This is a genomic window from Natrinema sp. H-ect1, assembly GCF_041821105.1.
GTDB classification, from domain to species: domain Archaea; phylum Halobacteriota; class Halobacteria; order Halobacteriales; family Natrialbaceae; genus Natrinema; species Natrinema thermotolerans.
This window is the reverse complement of record NZ_JBGUBA010000003.1, coordinates 188,893-213,281: the sequence shown is the minus strand read 5'-3', so window position 1 is coordinate 213,281 and position 24,389 is coordinate 188,893. Positions and strand designations below refer to the sequence as shown.

At 66.5% G+C, this 24,389-nt stretch carries 23 protein-coding genes and 1 tRNA gene; 16 read left to right on the top strand and 8 right to left on the bottom strand.

Annotation, left to right across the window (positions count from 1 at the left end):
* Window positions 1-253 precede the first annotated feature (253 nt).
* Window positions 254-859 (bottom strand): hypothetical protein, encoded by a 606-nt coding sequence (locus ACERIM_RS09415; protein ID WP_373632269.1) that lies wholly within the window; start codon window positions 857-859, stop codon window positions 254-256.
* 24 nt (window positions 860-883) lie between these two features.
* Window positions 884-1,774 (bottom strand): zinc metalloprotease HtpX, encoded by an 891-nt coding sequence (gene htpX, locus ACERIM_RS09410; RefSeq protein ID WP_006648361.1) that lies wholly within the window; start codon window positions 1,772-1,774, stop codon window positions 884-886.
* 137 nt (window positions 1,775-1,911) lie between these two features.
* Between htpX and ACERIM_RS09405 the strand changes: the two genes are divergently transcribed.
* The 4 genes from ACERIM_RS09405 (at window position 1,912) to ACERIM_RS09390 (ending at window position 5,399) form a co-directional block, all read left to right on the top strand.
* Window positions 1,912-2,685: a creatininase family protein gene (locus ACERIM_RS09405; RefSeq protein ID WP_049965338.1), complete on the top strand. Its 774-nt coding sequence runs from the start codon at window positions 1,912-1,914 to the stop codon at window positions 2,683-2,685.
* A 302-nt stretch (window positions 2,686-2,987) separates the two neighbouring features.
* On the top strand, window positions 2,988-4,109 hold the full coding sequence (locus ACERIM_RS09400; protein WP_373632267.1) for a 60S ribosomal export protein NMD3: 1,122 nt from the start codon (window positions 2,988-2,990) through the stop codon (window positions 4,107-4,109).
* Entirely contained in the window at window positions 4,102-5,241 is a 1,140-nt protein-coding gene (locus ACERIM_RS09395) for a class I SAM-dependent methyltransferase family protein (protein ID WP_373632266.1), read from the top strand. Before ACERIM_RS09400 ends, ACERIM_RS09395 begins: the two co-directional genes overlap by 8 nt.
* Window positions 5,242-5,276: 35 nt before the next feature.
* Window positions 5,277-5,399, top strand: coding sequence for a hypothetical protein (locus tag ACERIM_RS09390; protein WP_275040184.1), 123 nt, complete (start codon window positions 5,277-5,279; stop codon window positions 5,397-5,399).
* 6 nt (window positions 5,400-5,405) lie between these two features.
* Here ACERIM_RS09390 and ACERIM_RS09385 read toward each other — a convergent pair whose 3' ends face one another.
* A complete protein-coding gene (locus ACERIM_RS09385) occupies window positions 5,406-7,247 on the bottom strand; it encodes a helicase C-terminal domain-containing protein (protein WP_373632264.1) in 1,842 nt (613 codons plus the stop codon).
* A 223-nt stretch (window positions 7,248-7,470) separates the two neighbouring features.
* On the opposite strand from ACERIM_RS09385, the gene ACERIM_RS09380 reads away from it, so the two are divergent.
* A tRNA-Gly gene (locus ACERIM_RS09380) sits at window positions 7,471-7,559 on the top strand.
* A 160-nt stretch (window positions 7,560-7,719) separates the two neighbouring features.
* On the opposite strand, the gene ACERIM_RS09375 is transcribed toward ACERIM_RS09380, so the two are convergent.
* Window positions 7,720-7,965 (bottom strand): hypothetical protein, encoded by a 246-nt coding sequence (locus tag ACERIM_RS09375; protein WP_049905478.1) that lies wholly within the window; start codon window positions 7,963-7,965, stop codon window positions 7,720-7,722.
* Between the two features lie 117 nt (window positions 7,966-8,082).
* Here ACERIM_RS09375 and ACERIM_RS09370 point away from each other — a divergent pair, with 117 nt between their 5' ends.
* Complete coding sequence (locus tag ACERIM_RS09370; protein WP_373632262.1) at window positions 8,083-9,075, top strand: YkgJ family cysteine cluster protein; 993 nt, start codon at window positions 8,083-8,085, stop codon at window positions 9,073-9,075.
* 37 nt (window positions 9,076-9,112) lie between these two features.
* Here the strand turns inward: ACERIM_RS09370 and ACERIM_RS09365 are convergent, their stop codons facing one another.
* Entirely contained in the window at window positions 9,113-9,286 is a 174-nt protein-coding gene (locus ACERIM_RS09365) for a DUF5786 family protein (RefSeq protein WP_006183001.1), read from the bottom strand.
* A 136-nt stretch (window positions 9,287-9,422) separates the two neighbouring features.
* On the opposite strand from ACERIM_RS09365, the gene ACERIM_RS09360 reads away from it, so the two are divergent.
* Together ACERIM_RS09360 and ACERIM_RS09355 are read left to right on the top strand one after the other, a co-directional pair.
* Window positions 9,423-10,430: a DUF5784 family protein gene (locus ACERIM_RS09360; protein ID WP_373632261.1), complete on the top strand. Its 1,008-nt coding sequence runs from the start codon at window positions 9,423-9,425 to the stop codon at window positions 10,428-10,430.
* Between the two features lie 89 nt (window positions 10,431-10,519).
* Complete coding sequence (locus ACERIM_RS09355) at window positions 10,520-11,584, top strand: zinc-dependent alcohol dehydrogenase family protein (protein ID WP_373632259.1); 1,065 nt, start codon at window positions 10,520-10,522, stop codon at window positions 11,582-11,584.
* A 271-nt stretch (window positions 11,585-11,855) separates the two neighbouring features.
* Here the strand turns inward: ACERIM_RS09355 and ACERIM_RS09350 are convergent, their stop codons facing one another.
* The gene (locus ACERIM_RS09350) at window positions 11,856-12,143 is read right to left on the bottom strand and encodes a hypothetical protein (RefSeq protein WP_006648371.1); all 288 of its coding nucleotides are present in this window, start codon (window positions 12,141-12,143) and stop codon (window positions 11,856-11,858) included.
* Window positions 12,144-12,302: 159 nt separating this feature from the next.
* Between ACERIM_RS09350 and ACERIM_RS09345 the strand changes: the two genes are divergently transcribed.
* On the top strand, window positions 12,303-13,082 hold the full coding sequence (locus tag ACERIM_RS09345; protein ID WP_373632258.1) for a PHP domain-containing protein: 780 nt from the start codon (window positions 12,303-12,305) through the stop codon (window positions 13,080-13,082).
* Between the two features lie 56 nt (window positions 13,083-13,138).
* A complete protein-coding gene (locus ACERIM_RS09340; RefSeq protein WP_006183007.1) occupies window positions 13,139-13,303 on the top strand; it encodes a DUF6757 family protein in 165 nt (54 codons plus the stop codon).
* Here ACERIM_RS09340 and ACERIM_RS09335 read toward each other — a convergent pair whose 3' ends face one another.
* The gene (locus ACERIM_RS09335) at window positions 13,304-13,627 is read right to left on the bottom strand and encodes a ferredoxin family protein (protein WP_006648373.1); all 324 of its coding nucleotides are present in this window, start codon (window positions 13,625-13,627) and stop codon (window positions 13,304-13,306) included.
* Window positions 13,628-14,044: 417 nt separating this feature from the next.
* Between ACERIM_RS09335 and ACERIM_RS09330 the strand changes: the two genes are divergently transcribed.
* From ACERIM_RS09330 to ACERIM_RS09305, 6 genes are all read left to right on the top strand, one after another.
* Window positions 14,045-15,664 carry a succinic semialdehyde dehydrogenase gene (locus tag ACERIM_RS09330; protein ID WP_373632256.1) on the top strand — a complete coding sequence of 540 codons (1,620 nt, stop codon included), beginning with the start codon at window positions 14,045-14,047 and terminating at the stop codon, window positions 15,662-15,664.
* 52 nt (window positions 15,665-15,716) lie between these two features.
* Window positions 15,717-16,730 (top strand): porphobilinogen synthase, encoded by a 1,014-nt coding sequence (hemB, locus tag ACERIM_RS09325; protein WP_373632255.1) that lies wholly within the window; start codon window positions 15,717-15,719, stop codon window positions 16,728-16,730.
* 490 nt (window positions 16,731-17,220) lie between these two features.
* Window positions 17,221-18,921, top strand: a complete 1,701-nt coding sequence (locus ACERIM_RS09320; protein WP_006648376.1) for an ammonium transporter — start codon at window positions 17,221-17,223, stop codon at window positions 18,919-18,921.
* 126 nt (window positions 18,922-19,047) lie between these two features.
* Window positions 19,048-19,635 (top strand): PH domain-containing protein, encoded by a 588-nt coding sequence (locus ACERIM_RS09315; RefSeq protein ID WP_006648377.1) that lies wholly within the window; start codon window positions 19,048-19,050, stop codon window positions 19,633-19,635.
* A gap of 139 nt (window positions 19,636-19,774) precedes the next feature.
* A complete protein-coding gene (locus tag ACERIM_RS09310) occupies window positions 19,775-21,121 on the top strand; it encodes a glutamate-1-semialdehyde 2,1-aminomutase (RefSeq protein ID WP_373632252.1) in 1,347 nt (448 codons plus the stop codon).
* 96 nt (window positions 21,122-21,217) lie between these two features.
* Window positions 21,218-21,670 carry a hypothetical protein gene (locus ACERIM_RS09305; protein WP_373632251.1) on the top strand — a complete coding sequence of 151 codons (453 nt, stop codon included), beginning with the start codon at window positions 21,218-21,220 and terminating at the stop codon, window positions 21,668-21,670.
* A gap of 173 nt (window positions 21,671-21,843) precedes the next feature.
* Here ACERIM_RS09305 and ACERIM_RS09300 read toward each other — a convergent pair whose 3' ends face one another.
* The gene (locus tag ACERIM_RS09300) at window positions 21,844-24,168 is read right to left on the bottom strand and encodes a nitric-oxide reductase large subunit (protein WP_006648381.1); all 2,325 of its coding nucleotides are present in this window, start codon (window positions 24,166-24,168) and stop codon (window positions 21,844-21,846) included.
* Between the last annotated feature and the right edge of the window lie 221 nt (window positions 24,169-24,389).

Sequence of the window (24,389 nt, the reverse complement as noted above, 5' to 3'; positions counted from 1 at the left end):
CCGTCATAACAGTGGGTGGAGCCACTGCCGTCGCTCATCGAACGGAGCGAGCGGCAGGAAAAGATTGCAACTGGTGTATGGCGCAGTTGTGATGATGATGATGTGGCTTCCTGCCGCGTACCTCCTCCTAGACGGGGCGCAGGCATACCACTGACTCCTACACGATTTGGAAGTCGGTCGATCCGCGAGGGAAACCCCGACGACGTGATCCCCTCGTCGGGCAACGGCGGGTTCGACCCGTTCGAAGACGCCGCTACTCCCAGGGGTGGGTTCCGCCCTCGCTGGGCCAGAGCGGGTACCAGTACTCCTTCTCGCGCTCGATCTCGAGTTCGCCGTCCAAGGCCGACTCGAGAGTGAACTCCGCGCTCGAGTCCCGTTCCCGGCCCGACCGGGGCACGAAGGGGTAGAAGCGGCCCCGGCGGAAGGAGTAGATCCAGTACGCCGGTCCGTCGCGATTCTCGTAGGCGAACACAGCCGCCAGCAGCCGCGAGCCGTAGCCGTGTTCGATGAACGTGTCCGCCGCGAAGTGCATGCTCGTGATCAGGTCCTCGGGGTCGTCGTCCGCGAGGACGACCCAGTGATAGCCGTGGTCGTCACTGGTGACCGAGAAGGCGGTGCCGGTCTCCTCGCGGCCGGCCTCGAGGATCGCCTCGACCTCGTCGACGGCGTCGCGGAAAGCCGCCGAGTCGACGCCGGAGAAACAGAGCGCCCCCACGTCGAGCGACTCGTAGCCCAGATCGGCCTGCATCGTGAGGTAGGCGGTACTCATCCCGAAGAGGTCGTCGGGGTCGGCGTCGCGGCCGGCGTCGGCCTCGGCCCGGGAGCCGAGGATAGCCCGCAGCCCGTCCAGCAGTCCCATACCTCGAGTGACGGGCGCCGTACCTTAGAACGATTGCATTTCGCGCTCGAGATCGCGGAGCTGTTCGACGCGCTTCTCGGTCGGCGGATGCGTCGAGAACAGTCGGCCGACGACGCCGGACTTGATCGGGATGATGAAGAACGCGTTCATCTCGGCCTCCTCGCGCAGGTCGTCTTTCGGGACCTTGTCCATCTCGCCGGAGATCTTCAACAGTGCAGAGGCGAGCGCCGACGGGTTGCCGGTGATGGCCGCGGCCCCGCGGTCGGCGGCGTACTCGCGGTACCGGGAGAGCGCCCGGATCAGCAGGTAGCTGATGATCCAGACCAGCAACGAGACGAGGATGGCGACGACGATACCGCCCCCGCCCTGGCGATCGCCGCCGCGTCTGTGGCCGCCGCCGAAGAACGCCCCCCAGCGAACCATCATGAACGCGATCGTCGAGAGGAAGGAGGCGATAGTCATCACCATCATGTCGCGGTTTTTGACGTGGGCGAGTTCGTGAGCGAGGACGCCGTCGAGTTCGTCCTGCTCGAGCGTGTTCAGGATGCCCGTCGTCACGCAGACGGCTGCGTTTTTCTGATTGCGGCCGGTCGCGAAGGCGTTTGGCGTGTTCGAGTCGACCACTGCCACCTTCGGTTTCGGGAGGTCGGCCTGCTGGGAGAGCCGTTCGATCGAGGCGTGCAGTTGCGGGTACTCGTCGGCCGAGACCGTCTTCGCGCCCATACTCTTCAGCGTCAGCGTGTCGCTGAAGTAGTACTGTACGAGCGAGAAGCCGCCGAAGAACAGCCCGAAGACCAGCAATCCGCCGCCGACGTAGGCGGTGATCACGGCCGCGAAGACGATATACAGCGCAAATAGCAGAAACATCGTCACGAACATCCGAAGTCGCAATCCCCAGTCCGCCTGCCAGTTCATGCCTAGAGCAACGGGCTGGGCCGAAATAAGTACCTTGACCATCGGGCCGAGAAACGCACCGGCCCGTCGAGGGGTGGAGCCGTCGGACCAGTCCGTGAAAACGTATATTTTGGTCGACGCGTTTCGACGAAACAGCAATGCCCTCCCCACAGTCGGTACGCCTCGAGGAGTGTACGTGGACGGAAGTCGAAACGGCACTCGAGAACGGAACGCGGACGGCGATCGTCGCGGTCGGGTCGATCGAGCAACACGGACCGCACCTGCCGCTGAACATGGACACGCTCGATGGCGACGAACTCGCACGCCGAATCGCCACGGAACTCGGCGACGCGCTGGCTGCCCCGACGATCCGCCCCGGCTGCTCGGGCCACCACATGGAGTTTCCGGGGACGATCACGATGCCGCCGGAGACGCTGATGGACGTGATCCGCGCCTACTGTCGCTCGCTGGACGATCACGGGTTCGACCACGTCGTCCTCGTCCCGACCCACGGCGGGAACTTCGCGCCGGTCTCGACGGTCGCGCCCGAAATCGCTCGCGAGATCGATGCCTCCGTGATCGCCCTCGCGGACCTCGACGATCACATGGAACTGCTGAACGAGGGTCTTCGGGAGGCCGGCCTCGAGTATCAACAGGATGTTATCCACGCCGGTGCCGCCGAGACGGCCATGATCCTCGCGATCGAGGAGGGGCTCGTCCGGACGGACCGCCTCGAGACGGGTCCGGAGGGATCGTTCTCAACGGCGCGACTGCTCAGCGAGGGGTTCGAATCGATCACGGAGAACGGCGTTCTGGGAGATCCCAGCGAGGCCACGGCCGACGCCGGCGAGGCGATTTTCGACGCCGTCACCGACGCATACGTCGAGCGTATCGAAGCCGAACGCGACGCGGTAAGCGACGGGACGCAGTGACCGGCGACGGCTCCGCGTCGTGACCGCCGGCGGTATTGTAATCGTAGTTGATACGTCTCGAGTCGGTCGATCGAACCCCTTCGTTTCGCATGGAGACCCTGTGACGGAGTCACGTCTGACGCGACCGTACCGGCTGTAGTGTGACGGTTGTCTGACGTTTTGCTACTCTCCCCCCGTTCCGCGTAGAGCGGTGCGAGGGTCACGGAACCGTCCCGGTCGTAGACCGGAAGCGACGGGGGCCGATCGGACGGCTCTCGAGCGGAGACGGGCCGCTTAACTCCGCGAGGTCCCAAACGGGGCCAATGAGTGAGTCGCGCGCGTTCTGTCCCCGGTGTGGGGATCCGGTCCCCGAGCGGTCGACCACCGACGCGAACGATCCGTTGCGCCCCGGTGCCGAGGTCGAACTCTGCGATTCCTGTTACTTCGAGGACTTCGACTTCGTCGATGCGCCGGACCGGATCGACGTCCGGGTCTGTGCCCAATGTGGCGCGGTCTACCGGGGGAACCGATGGGTCGACGTCGGCGCACAGGACTACACGGACATCGCCATCGAGGAGGTCAGCGAGGCACTTGGCGTCCACGTCGACGTCGAGGATGTCGCCTGGCAGATCGATCCCGAGCAGGTCGATCAGAACACGATCCGGATGCACTCGTTTTTCACCGGCGTCGTCCGCGAGACGCCGGTCGAGGAGGAGGTGACCGTGCCGGTCAAGATCGCCCGCCAGACCTGTACCCGCTGTGGACGGATCGCCGGCGACTACTACGCCAGCATCGTCCAGATCCGCGCCGAGGACCGGACCCCGACGACCGAGGAGATCGAACGGGCAAAGGAGATCGCGAACGGAATCGTCGCCGACATGGAGGCCACGGGCGACCGCAACGCCTTCGTCACCGAGATCGGCGAGGTAGACGACGGCCTGAACATCAAGGTCTCGACCAACAAGATCGGGAAGAAGATCTCGAACAAGATGATCGAGGAGTTCGGCGGCACCGTCAACGACGCCGAAACCCTCGTCACGGAGGACGAGGACGGCAACGAGGTCTACCGGGTCACCTTCGCCGTCCGCCTGCCGCCCTACAGGCCCGGCAACGTGATCGATCTCGCCGACGACGATGGCGGCCCCGTCCTCGTCCGCAGCGCCCGGGGCAACCTCAAGGGCGTCCGCGTGACGACCGGCGAGCGCTACGAGGCCGGCTACGAGGAGGGCAACTCCCCCGACGCACGGAAACTGGGCGACCTCGAGGACGCGACAGAAGCGACGGTCGTCACCGTCGAGGACGACAACGCCGTGCAGGTCCTCGATCCCGAGACGTTCCGGGCCACGACGGTCGCTCGGCCGGACTACTTCGATCCCGACGCCGAGACCGTCCCCGTGCTGAAGAGCCGTGCCGGCCTGCACATCCTGCCCGAGGACGATGACTGACGAGGACGCCGACCTCGAGCCGGCGGCCGACGAGGTCTTAGAGCGGGCGACGGCCGACGGCCCGCTTGCCGCCGTGGTCACAAAACCCCGCGCCGAGACGGCCGCCGAGTCGCTCCGTGCGGAGGGAGTCTACGACGAAACGCGGCGCGTCCGGGAAGACGGCCCCGACAGGGTCGCGCTCCCGATCACCGAGCCGCCGACCGAGACCGACGTCCTCGAGGTCGTCCGACAACTCGAGCCCGAATCCCGGAGCCCCGATCTCGAGGACCTGCTCGCCGACCGGGGCTGGAGCGAGCGCGACCTCGAGTCGGTGCCGGGATCGTGGGCGGTGATCGGCTCGGTGATTCTCGTGACGGTGCCCGAGGGCTGCCCCGACGAGCGGGAACTGGGCGAGGCGCTGCTCGAACTCCACGGCGAGGCCGACAGCGTGCTGGCCGACGAAGGGATCGCAAACGACGGTGCGGCCGGCGCCCACCGCGAGCCCCGAACACGGCTGCTCGCCGGCGACGCGAACACGGAAACGATCCACACCGAACACGGGACGCAGTACGGGCTCGACCCCGCGAAAGTGATGTTCTCGCCCGGCAACCAGGCCGAGCGGGTCCGGATGGGAGAACGTGGGAGTAGCGACGAACGCGTCTTCGACATGTTCGCCGGCATCGGCTACTTCACCCTCCCGATGGCCCGGGCCGGCGCGCGGGTGACCGCGACCGAGATCAACCCGACCGCCTTCCGCTACCTGCTCGAGAACGCCGTCCTCAACGACGTCGACGACCGGGTCGACGCCTACATGACCGACTGTCGCGACCTCGCGAGCGAGATCGAAGCCGACCGGGTCGTCATGGGCTACTACGGGCACGCCGATGGCGGTGAAGACGGAACCGCGGATCACGGCACGCGCAGCGACGAGGCCCACGACTTCCTCGAGGATGCCCTCGCGGCACTGGTCCCTGGCGGCGTCGTTCACTACCACGAGGCGACGCCCGAATCGCTACTGTGGGAGCGGCCGAGAGAACGCCTCGAGGCGGCCGCCGACGCGGCCGGACGCGATCTCGAGATTCTCGAGAAACGACGGGTCAAGAGCCACAGTGCGGGTGTTACACACGTCGTCGTCGATGCTCGGTTCGAGTAGGGCCGACCGGAAACGGTCGCCGGCCACGGGGTGTCGTGGCATTGATACTCGAGCAGGGACTGCGTCGCTGTATGGACAAGAATCAGCTCATCGCCGTCGTCTTCGCGCTGCTGATGGTGACCTCGATGGTCGCCTGGGGCGCGACGGCCATCTTCTAGCCCGTACTACTCGTCGGTGTCCCAGACGTCCGCCAGCGGGCTCGAGCCCGAGGACCGTCGCGATCCGCTCGAGCGCGATGGTGACCGCCCGGATCCGCCGCTCCCGTCGGCGTTCGCCCCGCGCGAACGCGTTCGGGACCCGCGGCCGGAGCGACCGCCCGCGTCCGTCCCCGCAAGCGCAGCTCGAGGCTCAAACGACGGTAGCTCCGGCCGTTTCATCCGGTCGACCTGTGCTGCGAACCAGTCGGGCATGTCCGTCCGAGCCCGCTCGAAGCAATCGAGCAGGCTCGAGTCGGCCAGATACGTCGCGCCGTAGTCGTCGGGGGCGCGGACGACCCGGCCGCAGGCCTGGATGACCGTCCGGAGCGTCGTCCGGTAGTACCACGCCCACTGGCCCTCCTCTAAGCGGTGTGCGACCCTCGAGTCGCCGGTGTTGAGGAACGGCGCTTTGCAGATGACCTGCCAGCGACAGAGGTCGCCTTTCAGATCCAGCGCTTCCTCCATCTTCACCGAGAGGAAGACGTCGGGGTCGTCGCTCGCTTTCCACGCGTCGAGGGCGGCGTCGCGGCCGTCCCGGTCGTGGGTGCGGACCCGGTCGCCGACGCCGAAGTCCGAAAGCAGGTCGGCGAGTCGGTCCTGGATGTCGTAGGAGTGGGCGTGGATCAGTCCCTTCTCGTCGGGATGGTGCTGCATGAGCCGGACGATCGTCCGGGCGATCTTCGGCGTCGTTTCGTCGCGCTCGTCGTAGGTCATCTTCCCCTGGGTCACGTCGTACAGTGGGCGGTTCTCGACGGGGAAGGTGTGGTCGACGTCGACCAGCGCTACCCGGTCGGGCTCGAGGCCGACCTGCCGGCAGAAGGCGTCCTTGTTCAGGATGGTCGCCGACAGCAGGGCGAACTTGTTGCCCCGGTCCCAGACGGTGTGCTGGAGGTACTTCTCGGGACTCATCGGTTTGATCGTCAAGGGGCCGCCCTGCGGGTCGTCCCCGTCGCCGCCGTCTCGCCCGCTGGAACGCGGGTCGGACTGGTCGACCAGCCACGTCGTCGGGCTCTGGGGGTCGCGGAAGTCGGAGACGAACCACTCGAGGTCGCCGATGAGTTCCTGCAAGCGGTCGCGTTCGCGCACCTCGGCGGGGGACAGCGAGTCCTGAGCGAGCAGGTCGTCTTTCCGGCGTTCGCAGGTCCCTGCGAGGCTCTCGGCATAGCGGACGGCGCGCTCGATCGAGTCGATGTCGGGGACCCGCAGGTCGTCCCAGAACGGCACTGTCCGGGGGCCAAGCTGGATCGTCGCGTACATTTCGGCCCACTCGGCGAGGCCGTGGGCTTCGTCGACGACCACGACGTCGCGCTTGCGGAAGACGTCGCTGCCGGCAGTTTGCATGAAATAGGCGAGCGTCATCGCCGCGATCTCGCGGTTCGAGGCGATCGCCCGGTCGGAGAAGTACGGACACCGGTGCTTGACCGAGCAGTCGTACCCCCGCTCTCGCACGCAGGGGGCCTGATTGACCGGCGTGTCCCGCTCCTCGGGCAGAATACAGGTGTAGTTGGACTTCCCGCGGATGACGTTGAGATCCGCCAGCAGATCGTCGGCGGCCACGTCGTCGAGTTGGGAGACCTGCGGCGTCGTGTAGTAGGCACCGGTGGCGTCGCTGGGATCGCCCGCGCCGGCACGGCGCGCACAGCCGGCGACGGCGCGGGCCAGCAGGGACTTGCCGCTCCCGGTCGGCGCGCGCACGAGGACGACGTCGTTGCCGGCCGCGAAGGCGTCGCGAACGTCGCGGAGGGCCTGTTCCTGCGTCCCGCGGTAACTCGGCGCGGGGAACTCCTCGAAGATCCGCTCGGGATTCACCGTTCGATGCAGGGCGCGGCCACGTCCTAAAGGCTACGGAGCGTCGCGCCCGCTGACGAACGACCGGTCGACGAGAGCCAGCGGTCGATCGACGGCGACCGGCGCTCGAGGCCGAAACTACCGTCTACCGGCCGGTAGCAGCCGCCTACCGTCGACGGCTGTCCACAACCGGGCCGGTAACCGACCGATTACAAATACGGACTCCGTCCTCCGATTCAGGTACGGAAGGGTCGCTCAGCGGTAGAGTACCGCGGTACCATCCGGGACCGCGGCGGCATTTCGCCTCGTGGCGTTCGAATCCCACCCCTTCCGCTTCCGGCCGCGAGGACCGCGGCGGTCCGACCGGCCCGGCCGTACTCGCGCTCGAGCGATGCGGTGGACCGACCCGTCTCTCGAGGCCGCCGACTCCGTATTTTTTGCGCCGACGGACCAGAAGCAGTAGCGACCACGGCACGACACTGCCGACCGCGGCCTACGGCGATCCGACTCGCGAGGTTTCCTCGTCGACCTGCTCCAGCTGATCGATGTCCGCGTCGGTCGGATAATCGGGCAACGCCTCGAGACACGGATAACACAGCAGGTACGACCCCCCGTCATCGAGTTCGAGCGTTATCGCGGTTCCGACGGTGCCGGCGTCGGTCCCGAACGACCAGATGTTGGCGATCCCGCCCGAGACGGTGACGGTGCGACCACAGCCGTCACAGGAGTCCTTCGACATACACGGTCGTCGGTGCCCGACGATGAAAACCGTTCGCCCGAAGGCCGTCGTCCGAACCGGAGGCCGTCCGCAGGGGCCCGCACAGCGGTTATGCGTCCTGGTAGCATACGATCGAACATGGAGGTGAACTGTGAGGGCTGTGCCGGCTGTTGCATGGACTGGCGATCGCTGCTCGAGGAACACGGATCCGCGCCTCAGGACGACGGCGAGGGCGGCGAAACCGATCACCGACACCGGCAGCGGGACGACCCGTTCACCGGCGGCGAGGGCGAACGACCGTCTCGAGAGCCCCTCGACGACGACACCAACTTCGTGGCGCTGACCCGCGACGAGGTGCGCGGGTTCCTCGAGGCGGGGATGGGCGAGGTCCTGACGCCGCGGTTCTGGGCGGCTCGAGAGGAGGACGACGGCGTCGACGTGGACGGCCACACCCTCGCCGCCGTCGCGGGCCGGCCGGCCTTCTTCGTCGGCCTCCGGAAGCCGCCAAAGCCCGTCGCCCCGTTCGGGCTCGCGGAGCCGGTCTGGCTCCCGACTTGCGTCTTCCTCGATCCGACGACGCTGCAGTGTCGGATCCACGGGGACGAGCGCTTTCCCGACGAGTGCGGCGCGTATCCCGAACACAATCTCGCGCTCAAGGGGACGACCGAGTGCGAACGCGTCGAGGCGACCGTCGGGGGCGAACGCTTGCTCGATGCCGACCACGACGATCCCAAGGGGCTGTTGCTGGGCTCGCAGGCGATCGGCGCGAAACTGTTCTGTCACCCCCAGCCCGCCGAACTCGAGGGGATCGTCGACCGGGCTGCGGCGGGCGAACTGACGCGGGACGATCGGACCGAACCCGTCGCGATCGCAGCCGCCTCGAGCCCCGGAACGCTGGCCATCTCCGACCACCATTACGAGCGAGCCAGAGAGCGCATGCTCGGCAATGCGGACGACGACGCGAGTTTCGAGGGGGACAACGAGCGGTCCTCGTGGGTCGGGCCGGTGATCCGCGACTGGCAGCGCCGCTTTCGGGACGCCGACGGCACGGTACCGTCACCGGCCGTCGCCGACGCCGTCGAGACCGATCGGGGCGCGCCCGAGACGCCGGGCTGGGACGTCCTCGAGTGACACAGCGGCGAAGAAGGGAGAAGCGAACCGACCGTCGTTACTCGGATTTGATCTGCTCGAAGGTGTCTAGCAGGTCCTCGGCGGAGTCGCCGGAGTCGTACTCGACTTCGCCGTGATAGATCGTCCGCTCGTCGTCGAAATCGGTGTCCACCTTCGAGGCTTGCTGTTCGCGACGCTCGTGTTCGTCCTCGTCATAGGCACCCATTGACATGGTAGGTATGTACATAGTAGACGCGTGGTAGGTATGAATGTAACGGTCCATCACACCCCTCGGACGAGTGAAACGTAGGCGCGCCGTCGAGACGCGCAACGAACGATATATGCGACCCCGACCCGTAGGGACGGCCGTGGCACGGCCGCTTCGCTTTCGGTACTCGCCCCAGTCGTGGAGCGACGGGCGAGTTCACAACGAGATTCTGCAGCCGCTGCAGTCGAACATCGGCGCACAGTCAGTCTCGCCGTGGTTCAAGATCGGCGGCGACTGGCAGACACACCGCTTCGAGATGGCAAACGGCGACATCGCACTGTTCGCGCGCACCGACGGGGAGGCCTACTGGATGGGCAACACCGAAACGCCCTCCGCGCTGTGGAAGACCGACAAGTTCGGCTGGCGCGAGATCCCCTACCCCGTCTCGCGGTGGGCGACGCGGGAACTGACCGCGACGCTGCACGAGGAAGATCCGTGGCTCGCCGAGTATCCCCATCTCTCGTGGTTCTTCCTCCCGGTGTTCATGTCCAAGGACGGCCGCGAGTCGACCCGCGCGTTCTTCCGCGAGCATGCGGCCGGCTTCCCCGACGCCGGCCGCCGGGAGACGACCCGCTTTTTCGAGGACTTCCTCTCGACCGGCGTCCTCGACGGGTACCGACACGTCATGTCGGGTAAACTCGGCACCAGCGACCACGTCGATCGCGTCCGGATGAGCGCCGCGATGGCCGAGTTCATCGCCGCGAAGATCCTCACCGAGGCCGGCTACGACGTGGTCCCGGAGATCGAGGTCACGACCGGCCACTCGCTTGACTTCCGGGCGGAAGACGCCGAGACGAACGTCCTCGTGGAGGTCACGCGGCCCCAGCCGCCGATCAACCGCGCCGCGGCCGGCCCCGTGGCCGCCGTCCGCGATACCGCCGAGACCAAGACCAACGGCCAACTCGCGGAACACGGCGGCGGCGCGACCCTTTTCGTCGACTGCTCGAGCTTTCGCGACGACGCGTGGGCCGCCGTTCGGGGCGAACAACCCGACGTACGCCACCGCCCCGCGGTCGTCTACCGCACCCGTCCGAACGGCCACGTCGAGGGCTATCGCAAGGGCGCGGTCCCGCTCGAGCTGGCCGACGCGATCGACTTTCTGGACTGAGCGCGGCCGCCGACCGTTCGGCTGCGTGAATTATCAGGTTCTGAGACGGGGTCGGGTGTATTTGACCACTGGCAACGATAGCCACAGCCATGCGCGCAGCAGTCCTCGAAGAACACGGCGAACCGCTCTCGATCGAAGACGTCGACGCGCCGGAGCCGGCACCGACCGGGGCCGTCGTCGAACTCGAAGCATGCGGGGTCTGTCGGAGCGACTGGCACGGCTGGCAGGGCGACTGGGGCTGGCTCGGCCTCGAGACCCAGCCCGGCCAGATCCTCGGCCACGAGCCGGCCGGCCACGTCGTCGCCGTCGGCGACGAGGTGGAAAACGTCGCGGAAGGCGATCACGTCGCCGTCCCGTTCAACCTCGGCGACGGGACCTGTCCGCGGTGCCAGCGCGGCCGCTCGAACATCTGCGAGAACGTGATGCCGCTTGGGTTCATCGAGCAGGCACAGGGTGCGTTCGCCGAACAGGTCCACGTCCCCGTCGCCGACCACAACCTCGTGGAACTCCCCGACGGCGTCTCGTCGGTCGATATGGCCGGCCTCGGCTGCCGGTTCATGACCTCGTTCCACGCGCTGGCCCACCGCGCGGACGTCGGTGCCGGCGACTGGGTCTCGGTCCACGGCTGCGGCGGCGTCGGCCTCTCGGCGGTCCACATCGCCGACGCGCTCGGTGCCAACGTCGTCGCGGTCGACCTCAAAGACGAGAAACTCGAGAAAGCCGAGTCCCTCGGCGCGGTCGAGACGATCAACGCGGACGACGTCGGCGACGTCCCCGGCGAGGTCTCGGCGATCACCGACGGCGGCGCTCACGTCTCGATGGACGCGCTGGGTATCGCGACGACCAGCCAAAACTCAGTCTCGAGCCTCGACGCCCGCGGCCAGCACATTCAGGTCGGGCTGACGACCCAGGACGAACAGGGGATGATCTCGCTGCCGTCCGACGCGATGGTCATGCAGGAGATCGAGTTCATCGGCTCGCTGGGGATGCCCCCGACCCGCTACGACGAGATCTTCCGGATGGTCTCGACCGGCAAACTCGAGCCCGAGAAAGTCGTCTCCGAGACGATCGGCCTCGAGGACGTCAGCGACAAACTCGAGTCGATGACCGACTTCGAGACGGTCGGCATTCCGGTTATCGACACATTCAACTAAATTTTACTCTGCGGGCGCGGCCTTGCCGCGCCCTCGGCAAAATTTAGTATAAAAGCACTCCTCCCTCCCCTACGGGTCGGTCGTCGGCCCGCTCGCTCACTGCGTTCGCTCGCGGGTGCAAACGGTGTTCCTCTACCCGCAACGACCGTAGCAGGTGCAAGTAGTTGTACCGAGCGCGAACGAAGTGAGCGCTCGGCCCTTTTTCATCGAAGTTTTTGCGCCGAGTGGTGAGCGAGCAGCGCGAGCGAACCCGAGGCGGAAAAAGTTCGGTTCAGAAGGAAACGGCGTCGGGCGCGTACGGGCTGCCGACCGGCGTCGGGTCGCGGTCGCTGTATCCGACGCGGCCGACGGCCTTGTCGCTGACGGCGGAGTAGACGGCAAAGCGTGCGTCCTCCGAGTTTTCGAAGGTTTCGGACTCGAGGCGGGCGAGTACATCGCCGACCGTCTCGGTCCCGTTGGGGAGTTCGAGCGTGCGGTCCCCGTACTCCTCGATCAGTTCCTCGGTCGTGGCGGGGTACTCGTGGTCGTCGATGACGTCGCCGGTGCCATTGAGCAGCATTACACCAGATCCTCCGTGAACAATGATTATAAACATTGTCCATCTATGTTTCCTAGTCGCACTGTAGACCTAGAACACCTAGTAGACCCCTAGAGATTTTCGAAAACCGAACGCGGGCACGGAGAAACGCCTTTAGGAGCGGCCCGGTTCGGATAGCGTATGCCTCACGCGGACTTACACGTTCACACGACGCGGTCGGACGGGAGCCTCGATCTCGAGGCGGTGCCCGAGGCCGCGCGCCGCGGCGGCGTCGAGGTGGTCGCGGTGACCGATCACGACCGGGTCCAGCCGTTCGCCGGCCCGGTCGTCGAACGCGACGGCGTGACGCTCATCCACGGGATCGAGCTTCGCGTCGAGACGCCGGGCGGCCAGCGGCTCGACCTGCTGGGCTACGGCCTCGAGCCGAGCGGCGACCTCGAGGCGATCCTCGAGACGATTCAGGAGAACCGCATCGAGCGCGGCCGGGCGATCGTCGACTGCGTGGAATCCCGGCTGGGGATCGAACTGGACGTGACGGTCGACGGCGGGTTCGGACGACCCCACATCGCGCGGGCGATCGAGGCCCATCCCGACGCCGAGTACGACTACCAGGGCGCGTTCGACCACCTCATCGGCTCGGATTGTCCGTGTTACGTGCCCCGGGACGTACCGTCGTTCGAGCGCGGGCGGGCGGCACTGGCCGAGTCGTGTCGGCTCGTCTCGCTCGCCCACCCGTTGCGGTATCGCGACCCCGAGAGCGCGCTCGCGCTGGCGGCCGATCTCGACGCCGTCGAGTTGCGATATCCGTACGGCCGCGACGTCGACCGCGCCCCCGTCGAACGGGCGATCGAGCGCCACGATCTGCTGGTCACCGGCGGCAGCGACGCCCACGACGACCGAATCGGCGTCGCGGGCCTCTCGCGAGACGCCTTCGAGCGACTCGAGTTGAGAGTCGATTGATCCAAACGTTGGCCGCTAGCGGAGGGTTCAATGCGACGTGGTCCCAACGCGTGAGTATGAACTGCCACTACTGCGACCGCGAGGCCGCCTTCGCAGCCGAGTCCGATGGACTCAAAGTCGGCCTCTGTGAGGAACACTTCCGCGAGCGCCTCCAGGAACTCGCCGAAGCCGACGGGCTCGAGAGCCTCAAAGAGAAGGTCGACGTCGACCGCGCCGAGTAATCAGGCCGTTCGTCCGGCGTCGACGTCGATGGCGTCGACCGGACAGACGTCGACACAGAGCATGCAATCGATACACTGTGCCTCGTTGGCCGGGTCGGCTTTCTCCTCGCTTTCCGGATGCCCCGGCGTGTCGATCCACTCGAAGACGTCGACCGGGCAGTCCTCGACGCAGGCCCCGTCGGCGATGCAGATGTCGAAATCGACCGCCACGTGGGTGCCGTGGATGCCGAGTTCCTCCGGCTCCTCGACCGGGCCCCAGACCGCGTGGCCCTCGTGTTCGTCGACCTGTTCGCGGTTCTCATTGAACTGCGGATCTATGGCCATTGCTAACAGGTTCAATGCGGGACGCGCACTTAAATTTGCGTACTCGTTGCGACGCGTGACTCGCCGACTCGAGCGACCGCAGGACGCGGTCGCAGGAATGCAGCCGCCCGTCGTCCGGTCCGCGTCGCGGTCCGCCACCCGGTCGTCGAGCAGTTCGCGGGTCCAGACGGCGAAGCCGTGATTCCGGCCGTAGGTCCGGACGGCCGATCGCGTTCCGGTCGGCCGGGCCTCCGCTATAGTAGCCACTGAAACGATTCACACACTGATCGCAACGCTGTCGTGCAGTCAGGTGTGCAATGACTGTCAGTGGCTACTATAGCGAAACGGGACACGGGAACCGCTTCGGCGGCCGAGACCGATCGAGACCCTCCGCGACACAAAGGCGTATGGGTGCAGGCACAGACGAGATGAGTACACATGTCACTCGAGACCGAATCCCGAGCGAACGTCCTCGCGGCGACGGGCATCTCCGCGAGTCGACTCGCGGCGCTGGCCGATCGAGTCGACGCCGACGGCAGCGAGACGATCGAGGTACGAGCGCCGGCGACGGACACCGCAGTCGGTGCGGTTCCGGACTGCGACGGCTCCGACGTCGAGCGGGCCGTCGACCGCGCTCGAGCGGCCCAATCGTCGTGGGCCGAAACGGCGATGGACGAACGCCGCGAGATCGTCGCCCGGTTCGGCGACCTCGTGCTGAACCACCGGGCGGAGCTGCTCGATATCCTGCAACTCGAGACCGGTAAATCCCGCCGCCACGCCGTCGAGGAAGTCGTCGACGTGGCGCTGACGTGTTCGTACTACGCCGATCGCGGGGACGCGGCGTTTCGCGAGGAGCGACGACGCGGTGCGATCCCGCCGGCGACGACCGCCCGCGTGACCTACGAGCCGGTCGGCGTCGTCGGCGCGATCTCCCCGTGGAACTACCCGCTCACGCTCTCGCTGACCGACGTCCTCCCCGCGCTCATCGCGGGCAACAGCGTCGTCCTCAAACCCGACGAGAAGACGCCGTACACCGCGCTGGCACTGGCGGACCTGCTCGAGCGAGCCGGGCTTCCGGACGGCTGTTTCGAGATCGTTACCGGCCGCGGCGCGACCGTCGGGCCGGCGCTGATCGACCGCGTCGACTACATTTCCTTTACCGGGAGTACCGAGACGGGCCGGCTCGTCGCGGAACAGGCGGGCCGCAACCTGATCGGCTGCTCGCTGGAACTCGGCGGCAAGAACCCCTTGCTCGTCCTCGACGACGCCGACATCGAGGAGGCCGCCCGCGGCGCAGTCCAGGCCTGTTTCTCGAATGCCGGCCAGCTGTGTCTCGCGGCCGAGCGGGTCTACGTCGCCGACTCGATCCACGACGAGTTCGTCGAGGCCTTCGTCGCGGCGACGCGGGACCTGACCCTCGGAACCGGCTTCGACTACGAGGACGACGTGGGCTCGCTGATCGACGGCGACCAACTCGAGCGTGTCGAGCGTCACGTCGAGGACGCGCGCGAGCGCGGTGCGACGGTGCTTACCGGCGGCGAACGCCGCCCCGACGTGGGGCCGTTCTGTTACGAACCGACGATCCTGACGGACCTCGAGCCCGAGGCGACGGCCGCCTGTGAGGAGACGTTCGGCCCGGTCGTGTCGGTCGAGTCGGTCCCGAACGTTGCGACCGCGATCGAGCGAGCCAACGACTCCGAGTACGGCCTGAACGCGAGCGTCTGGACCGGCGACCGCGAGCGCGGCGTCGCCGTCGCCCGCGAGATCGACTGTGGAACCGTCTGTGTCAACGACGCCTACGTCTCCGGCTGGGCGGCCGTCGACGCGCCGATGGGCGGCTTCGGCGACTCCGGGCTCGGCCGCCGGCACGGCCCCGAGGGAATCAAGCGCTACCTCGAGTCCCGGACGATCGCCACCTCCCGAACCGGACCGCTCGACGTCCCGCCGGGGGTGCCGACCGCGTGGTACGCTCGCGGGATGTTCGCGCTGGCGCGCCTCCAACAGCGGCTGCCAACGGTTGCGAGCGTCACGCGGCGACTCCGGGACGCGGGCTTCTGACGAGCGATTCCTCGAACGAGGCGCTTTTGCGGCTCCCGTCGAATACTCGGGTATGGACCTCACACATCGCCCCCGGCGGCTCCGACAGGACCGGGTTCGCGGGCTCGTCAGCGAGACGAGCCTCGAGCCCTCGGACCTGATCGCCCCGGTGTTCGTCGACGCGACGACCGACGAGCGCCGGCCGATCGAGTCGATGCCCGGCCACGAGCGGGTCCCGATCGCGGAGTCGGTCGCCCGCGTCGAGGACGTCCTCGAGACGGGCGTCGAGGCCGTCATGCTGTTCGGGATCCCGGAATCGAAAGACCCCGAGGGGACCCGTGCCTGGGCCGAGGACGGCGTCGTCCAGGAGGCGCTGCGCCGAATCACGAGCGAGACCGACGCCTACGTCATCACGGACGTCTGTCTCTGCGAGTACACCGACCACGGCCACTGCGGCCCGCTCGAGGAGGAGCTGCGAAGCGAGAGCGGCGTCGCCGCGGACGGTCCGGCCTGCGAGCCCACGATGACCGTCGACAACGACGCGACGCTCGCGGCCCTGGAGAAGATCGCGGCGTCTCACGCCCGGGCGGGCGCGGACATGGTCGCGCCCAGCGGAATGATGGACGGAATGGTCGGGGCCATCCGGTCGGCGCTCGACCGCGAGGGGTTCGCGAACGTCCCGATCATGAGCTACGCGGCCAAATACGAGAGCGCGTTCTACGGGCCGTTCCGGGACGCCGCCGACGGCGCGCCGACCTTCGGGAACCGCCGACACTACCAGATGGATCCGGCCAACGCCCGCGAGGCCATGCGGGAAGTCCGACTGGACGCCGAGCAGGGCGCGGACGTGATGATGGTCAAGCCCGCGCTTTCCTACCTCGATATCATCAGTGCCGTCCGCCGGGAGTTCGACCATCCCGTCGCCGCCTACAACGTCTCCGGCGAGTACGCGATGCTACATGCGGCCGCCGAGAAGGGGTGGCTCGACCTCGAGGCGGTCGCGACGGAGTCGCTGCTGTCGATCAAGCGAGCCGGCGCGGACCTGATTCTGACCTACTTCGCCGAGGACGTCGCAAAGCAACTGTAGATCGGTCGGGTTGCCGGTCGACCCGCCCGTAGTCGGCCACCGTCGAATCGACCACGTTTGACCGCTCTGGACCGAATAATAGACGATCGTCAATTAGCAGTCCGCCGCGGAGCAAGGAGTGGCAAGATCTGCCGCGCGCGAGCGGAATCGCACTGATAGGCCCCTCCCGGCCGACGATAACCGGTAATTCTCGCAACAGCGAGCGGATAGCCCGTACTGTCCGGGTTTACAAACAAGCAAAATATAACCGCCGTTCGAAAAGGACGTAATTTCCAACACCCTTATACACATTAAAGCTGCTTTAGCTTTGAACGGATGACCCTATTACACCCACAATTTTAGCCATTTGTCAACGCTAACCCTTAAATGGTGTAAGTGCAACCAACTCAAACGTGATTAAGAGGTCAAACATGAGCGCAATTGCATTGGAAGACGACGATCGTTTGGTCGGCGAGAGTAACAGTGCGTGGCAAACTGGGGTGGACGCCTGATGGAGCCGACGCTCCTGCAGAGCGAGGCCGAGGTCGAGATGTTGATCGACTCGATCAACTACATGTGGATCCTGGTCGCCACGTTCCTGATCTTCTTCATGCACGCCGGCTTCGCCATGCTCGAGGCGGGGCAGGTGCGCTCGAAGAACGTGGCGAACCAACTGACGAAGAACCTGCTGACCTGGAGCGTCGGCGTGACGGTGTTTTTCCTCATCGGCGTGGGTGTCGAGGGCGTCGTCGCCGGTGACGGCTTCGTGCCGGCCTTCCAAGGCGATGCCGCGGGCTGGCTCGACTGGCTGTACGGTGCGGTCTTCGCCATGACCGCGGCGACGATCGTTTCGGGTGCCGTCGCCGGTCGTGCGAAACTCCGTGCGTACGTCAGCTACACCTTCCTGCTGGCGGCGGTCATCTACCCGGTCGTCACCGGTCTCACGTGGGCCGGCGAACACCTCGCGTACGGCGACGTCCTGTTCCACGACTTCGCTGGCGGGATGATCGTCCACGGCATGGGTGGTATCGCCGGTCTCACCGCCGCGTGGGTCCTCGGTCCGCGCATGGACCGATACAACAGTGATGGGAGCGCGAACGTCATTCCCGGTCACTCGCTGACTTTCGCCGTGCTCGGCACGCTGATCCTCGCCTTCGGCTGGTACGGCTTCAACGTCGGTACCTCGGCGATCATCGGCGAGGGCGCGTTCCTCGGCGATCAGCTCGGTCGCGTCGCCTTGACCACGACGGCCGCGATGGCCTGCGGTGCGATGGGGGCCGGCCTCGTCGCGTGGCTCAAGACCGGCAAAGTCGATACCCTGTACGTCGCCAACGGGCTGCTGGCCGGCCTCGCCGCGATCACCGCGATCCCCGACACCACGGCGTGGTGGGGCGCGTTCGTCGTCGGCGGCCTCGCCGGCGTGCAACTGCCCCTCGTCTTCGAGTTCGTCGAGCAGTACCTGAAGATCGACGACGTCTGTGCGGTGTTCCCCGTCCACGGCTCGGCCGGGGTCCTCGGGACGCTGCTGTTCCCCTTCGTCGCCGCACCGGGGGTCGTCGATAGCATCGCGAACGCGTTCGTCGCCCAGGTCATCGGCGTCGTCGTCATCGCTGCCTGGACGATCGTCGCGACCGGCGTTATCTGGTACGCGTTCAAGGCCACCGGCCAGGCCCGCGTCTCGCCGGAACACGAACGCGACGGGCTCGACGTCTCCGAACACGGCGTCGACACCTACCCCGAGTTCGGCCAGCCCGACGTCGCCACCGACGGTGGCTCCGACGAAGTCATCCGCGCCGACGGGGGTGAGCGACTCGACGAGTCGCGATCCTCGTCAGAGCTTCGCTCTGACGGCGGCGAGCCGAACGACGGCGAGATCAAGATGGTCACCGCGATCGTCCGCCCCGACCGCCTCGGGGCGATCAAGCAGTCGCTGGCCGAAGCCGGCGCGCCGTCGCTGACGGTCACCAACGTCTCCGGCCGCGGCTCCCAGCCCGCGAAGAAGGGCCAATGGCGCGGCGAGGAGTACACGGTCGACCTCCACCAGAAAGTCAAGATCGAGTGCGTCGTCGCCGACATCCCCGCCGGAGAGGTCGTCGATGCCATCCGCGAGGGCGCGGAAACCGGCGAGCCCGGCGACGGCAAGATCTTCGTCATGCCCGTCGAGAGCGCGACCCAGATCCGGACCGGCAAGACCGGCCGGGACGCGGTCTGATCGCGGCCACACCCCGTTTCACTGCTTCTGTGGGTCCTCCTCCCTCGTGTGTCGCCCGAGCGCTCGCGTGATGCTCGAGCGAACCGACCAGTACACTGATTTATCTGCCGCCGAGACGGATCGTGAATGAGTCAGCAACGCGACGGGTCGAACGTAGCGTACGACGAAGCTCAAACGGTCGGTCGCGATCCGGACCGGTCGGATCGAACCGACTCGACGAGCCCACTTTCGCTTCTCGAGGGCGAGGAGGTCCTCGTCGACGCACAGCCGACGTGGTGGAACTGGATCGGCCACGCCGTCGTCGGCGGACTGGCCGGACTGGTCGGGGTAGTCGGCCTCGCAGTCGGGAGTACGGCGGCGGCGTTGCTCGGGTTCGTCACGGCGCTCGTGATCGGGGGCTATATCTGGTATCGACGGAACCGAGTCCGCTACCTCGTCACCGATCGGCGGATCGTCGTGATCGCGGGATTTACCGCCAGAAAGACCACCGAGACGTGGATGGAGGACATCCGCGGGCTACAGACGAGTACGACCGCCTTCAGCCGCGACCGGGGGTTCGGAACGATCGCCGTCTCGCACGCAGTGATCCCGCAGGGGTTCACGCAGGGGTTCAGCCGAACGAACGCGCTGGTACTCTCGGGCGTGCCGAACTACGACGACGTGGCGAACACGATCCGGCAGCGCCAATCCGAGCGGAAGGCCGGCGATTACTGAGACGGGCTGTCGGCTCGGTGACGGATGGATGGGTCTCGACCGCACCGAAATCGACTCGTAGCCGTCCGAACCGCCGGTCCGGAACCGCCAGCGAGGAGACCTCGGTACTACTTTCCCGTCGGGTTTCCAAGGCAGCGATATGAGCGACGACAACTCGCGTGACCTGTACGATCGAGCGCTGTCGGTGCTGCCCGGCGGCGTCAACTCCGCAGTTCGCGCAGCGATCGAACCCTATCCGTTTTTCGTCCGGAAGGGCGAGGGCGGCCACGTCATCGACGCCGATGGCAACCGCTACATCGACTGGGTGATGGGGCTCGGCCCGCTGCTTTTGGGCCATGACCTACCCGACCCCGTCCAGGCGAGCGTCCAGCAGAAGGCAAGCGAAGGGCCGATGTACGGCACCCCGACCGAGATCGAGGTCGACCTCGCGGAGTTCGTCGTTCGCCACGTCCCAAGCGTCGAGAAGATCCGCTTCGTCAACTCCGGCACCGAGGCGACTACCTCCGCAGTGCGGCTCGCGCGGGGCTACACCGGCCGGAACAAGATCGTCGTCATGCAGGGCGGCTACCACGGCGCACAGGAGTCGACGCTGGTCGAGGGCGACGCCGAGAACCCCCGACCCTCCTCGGCCGGCATCCCGCAGTCCTTTGCCGAACACACCCTCCCCGTGCCGTTCAACGACGAGGACGCCATCCGAGAAGTCTTCGAGGAACACGGCGACGACATCGCCGCGGTGCTGACCGAACCCATCCTCGGGAACTACGGCATCGTCTACCCCGAAGAGGGCTACCACGAGTTCCTCCGGGAGATCACCGACGAACACGGCTCCCTGCTGATCTTCGACGAAGTGATCACCGGCTTCCGCGTGGGCGGACTGGGCTGTGCCCAAAGCGAGTTCGGCGTCACCCCCGATCTGACCACGTTCGGCAAGATCATCGGCGGCGGCTTCCCCGTCGGCGCCATCGGCGGCCGCGCCGAAATCGTCGAGAACTTCACGCCCGCCGGCGATGTCTTCCAGGCCGGGACCTTCTCGGGCCACCCCGTTACGATGGCCGCCGGCCTTGAGACCCTAAAGTTCGCCGCGGAAAACGACGTCTACGACCACGTCAACGGGCTCGGCGACCGGCTCCGGAGCGGGCTCAGCGACATCGTCGCCGACCAGGCACCGAGCTACACCGTCACCGGCACCGACAGCATGTTCAAAGTCATCTTCACTCGAGACGGTCCCGGTCCCGACTCGCTCGAGGAGCAGTGTTCGGCCGGCTGTCGACAGGATCCGACCTGTCCGCGCTACGACTACTGTCCGAAAAACGCCGCCGACGTGAAAAACGCCGAGACCGAACGCTGGCGGCGCGTCTTCTGGGGAGGGATGAAAGACGAGGGCGTGTTCCTCTCGCAGAACCAGTTCGAGTGTCAGTTCGTCAGTTACGGCCACACCGACGACGACGTCGAGCGGACCCTCGAGGCGTACAAAGAAGCGCTATAGGTGTCCGCCCGTCGCGGGCTCGATCGCTGAACCCTCGCCGCCGACGCGGACGTGTTCGGGGGAGCACGTATCCGGGTCGTCCGGAAAGCCGTCGGCATGGATCGACGGGCGCTGCTTTCGTCCGCGGCAGTCACGAGTATCGGCGCTTTTGCCGGGTGTCTCGGTGCCCGCGCACAGCGGTCTCCCAGTATCGGTGGCGGAACGGTCTCGCTCGGTCCCGGCGAAGAGACGACTCTCTACCTCTCGGCCACGACCGTCGGCGCGATCGAGTTCGAGCGCGTCCCGGCCACCGAGACGGTGGTCTTCGAGATCGACGCAGCGACGCTGTCACCGTCGCCGTCGGATCGGACCGACTCGTCGCCGCCGTGCTGGCGCTGGGCCGAGACGCGTTCGAACGTCGACCTCGAGGTGCCGATTCGGGCCACCGAAGACGCGGCGCCGGGGGAGTACGCCTACGCGGTCACGGCCTGGGCCGATGCCGACCGCGACGACGCCGACTCGGTGACGAAGGAACACACGATCGCGGTCACGGACTCGAGTAGCGACTGAAATCGAACGTCCCTGCTCGTCCGATGCGGTATGATCGGTGGAGAATCGTTTCAGTAGTCGGGATCGGGTTCCGGCCCCGGCGATCTGTTTTCGGTCTCGACGGGACTGGGACGGCCGAGGGGCCGTCACTGATCGGCAGGATACCTCGAAAAGAGCCGCCGGCCCGCGTCGGGTTAGTCGTCGTCGCTGACGGGGTCGACGACGTCCGACGGGTCACTGTCGCCGAAGATCCGGTCGGCGATGACGTGACTGCTCGACTCGCCGGCGGTCGCTTTCCGCTGGAACAGCAGCTTCGCGACGACGTCCCAGGCGAAGAGGACTGCACCGGCGATCAGCATCGTGTCGCCGGGCATACGCAGCCAGAACAGCGTCTGGATCAGCTCGCCGTTGTAGAACTCGAGGCTCCGTGAGGCGGCATACCCCTGCGTGAACCCGACCTCGAGCTGGAGGAAGCCGACGGGCAGCAGGGAGAGGAAGATCATCAGCGCCAGCCCGAGGTTACACAGCCAGAACGACCAGCGCAGCCGGCGCGTGGTCCAGCTCTCGGCGCGGGTGGTCACCCGGAGGATGTAGACGGACATCCCCATCGCGAGCAGGCCGAAGGCACCGAACATCGCGCCGTGGGCGTGGGCGACCGTGAGGTAGGTCCCGGTCTCGTAGTAGCTGATGATCGGGAGGTTGATGAAGAAGCCGATGACGCCGGCCCCGAAGAAGTTCCAGACGCTCGAGGCGACGATGAAGTAGAAGGCCATCCGGTAAGGGAAGTCCTTCCCGGCGGTATCCATCGCGCGGTACTGGCCCAGCGCCTCGTAGAGGATAAAGAGGAGCGGAATGAACTCGATGGTCGAGAAGACGCTCCCGATGGGGAGCCAGACCTCGGGGAGGCCGGCCCACCAGTAGTGGTGGGAGACGCCGATGATCCCACTGCCCATCACGAGGGCGGCCTGGAATATCACCGCCTTCTCGGCGGACTTCTTCGAGAGGAGGTTCATCGAGACCAGCGTCAGAGCGATGACGACGAGGATGAAGAACTCGAAGACGCCCTCGACCCACATGTGGACGACCCACCAGCGCCAGAACTCCGTCACGACGATGTTGGTCTTGGGCGTATAGAGGAAGCCGGCCATGAACAACAGGCCGATCGAGCCGCCCGCGTAGACGATCATGTGGGCAAGTCCGTAGCGGGGTTCGCGATCGAGCAGCGGCTTGAAGCCCCGCGCCACGAGGGCGGTCCAGCCGAGGAAGCCGACCAGCAGGCCGACCTGCCAGATCCGGCCGATCTCGACGTACTCGAGGCCTTCGTTGCCCAGCAGCCACCACAGTTGGCCGTCGAAGAAGTTGTTGATGCCCAGCCAGATGCCGGCCAGACCGCCGACGGCGACGACCAGTAGTGCGCCGACGAGGCCTTTGACGTACAGCGCCTGTTTCGGCGGTTCGCGGCCGGTCAGCAGCGGCGCGAGGAAGAGCCCGGCGCCGAGCCACATGGTGGCGATCCAGAGGATACCCAGATCGACGTGCCAGGTCCTGACGATCGACCAGGGGAGCCACTGGAGGATGTCGACGCCGATCAGTTCCCGCATGCCGAAGAAGCCGTCGCGCTCGATGTAGTAGTGGGCGAGCAAGCCCCCGAGGAACGTCTGGGCGACGAACAGCAGGGCCCCGATGAGGACGAACCGGGTACTCAACAGCTGACTCGGCGTGAGTTCGATCTCGCTGGGGTGGGGAATCGACGCGCCCTCGGCCTCCGGTTCGGGGAGGTCGATGGACTGGTAGAGCCAGATGGCGGCCCCGGCACCGCCGACCAGCAACACCATGGCGATGACGCTCCAGATCATGATGGGGCCGCCGGCGTCGTTGCCCGCCGCGGGCGAGTACGGCCAGTCGTTGGTGAACGAAGCCGAGGAGTCCGGGCGGTCAGTGTGGGAGATCCAGGCGGTCCAGAGCGCGAAGTCGGCGAACTCCTCCGCTTCCTCGGCGCTCTCGATCTGTCCGGCGGGGATGCCTCGCTCGCGGTCGCCCTCGTGGTAGCGCTCGACGTAGTCCTCACGCACCTGCTGGTGGGCATAGACTTCCGCCGCGGAGTACTGGACCTGCGAGCCGTACTCGCTGTCCTGCAGTTCCTGCCGGACCTGCTGGTCGATGCCGGCCTGGACCGAGGCGTTCAGCGCCGAGTAGTTCTCGTCGTGGCGCTCTTGCGCGTAATAGTCGCGCATGTACTCGGCCTTGGAATCGAGCGTATCGGCGGTGTAGTCGGTGTCGTAGTAACTACCGCGCCCGAGGATCGACCCTTGGTTCATCAAGCCGTTCTCCTGGAAGACAGCTTTGCCGTCCTGGACGTCCTCGCTCGTGGCGACCGTCTCGCCGTCGGGCCCGACGATGGTATCGGGGATGTCGGGCGAGTTCGCATAGGAGAGCCACGCCCCACCGCCCATGACGATGAGGTTGACGACGAAGATCGTGGCGAGGAACGTCGCCAGCTGTTTTCGCGTTACTTGCATGACGATCGCAACTCAGTCCGTGACCCCCGTCAAACGTCCCGGGAGTTCCTACGGACTGGAAAAACATACGAACGTGTTCGCGACAGCGGTTAGGGGAACGGAGCGAGTATCAGTCCGGACAAGGTCGAAAATTACGGGGCTAGAACGGGTCGCGGCCGCCGCTGCGAGGCGGTGATCGCTCGAGTCACGAAAACGGTGCTGGCCCCATCATACGACGGGTA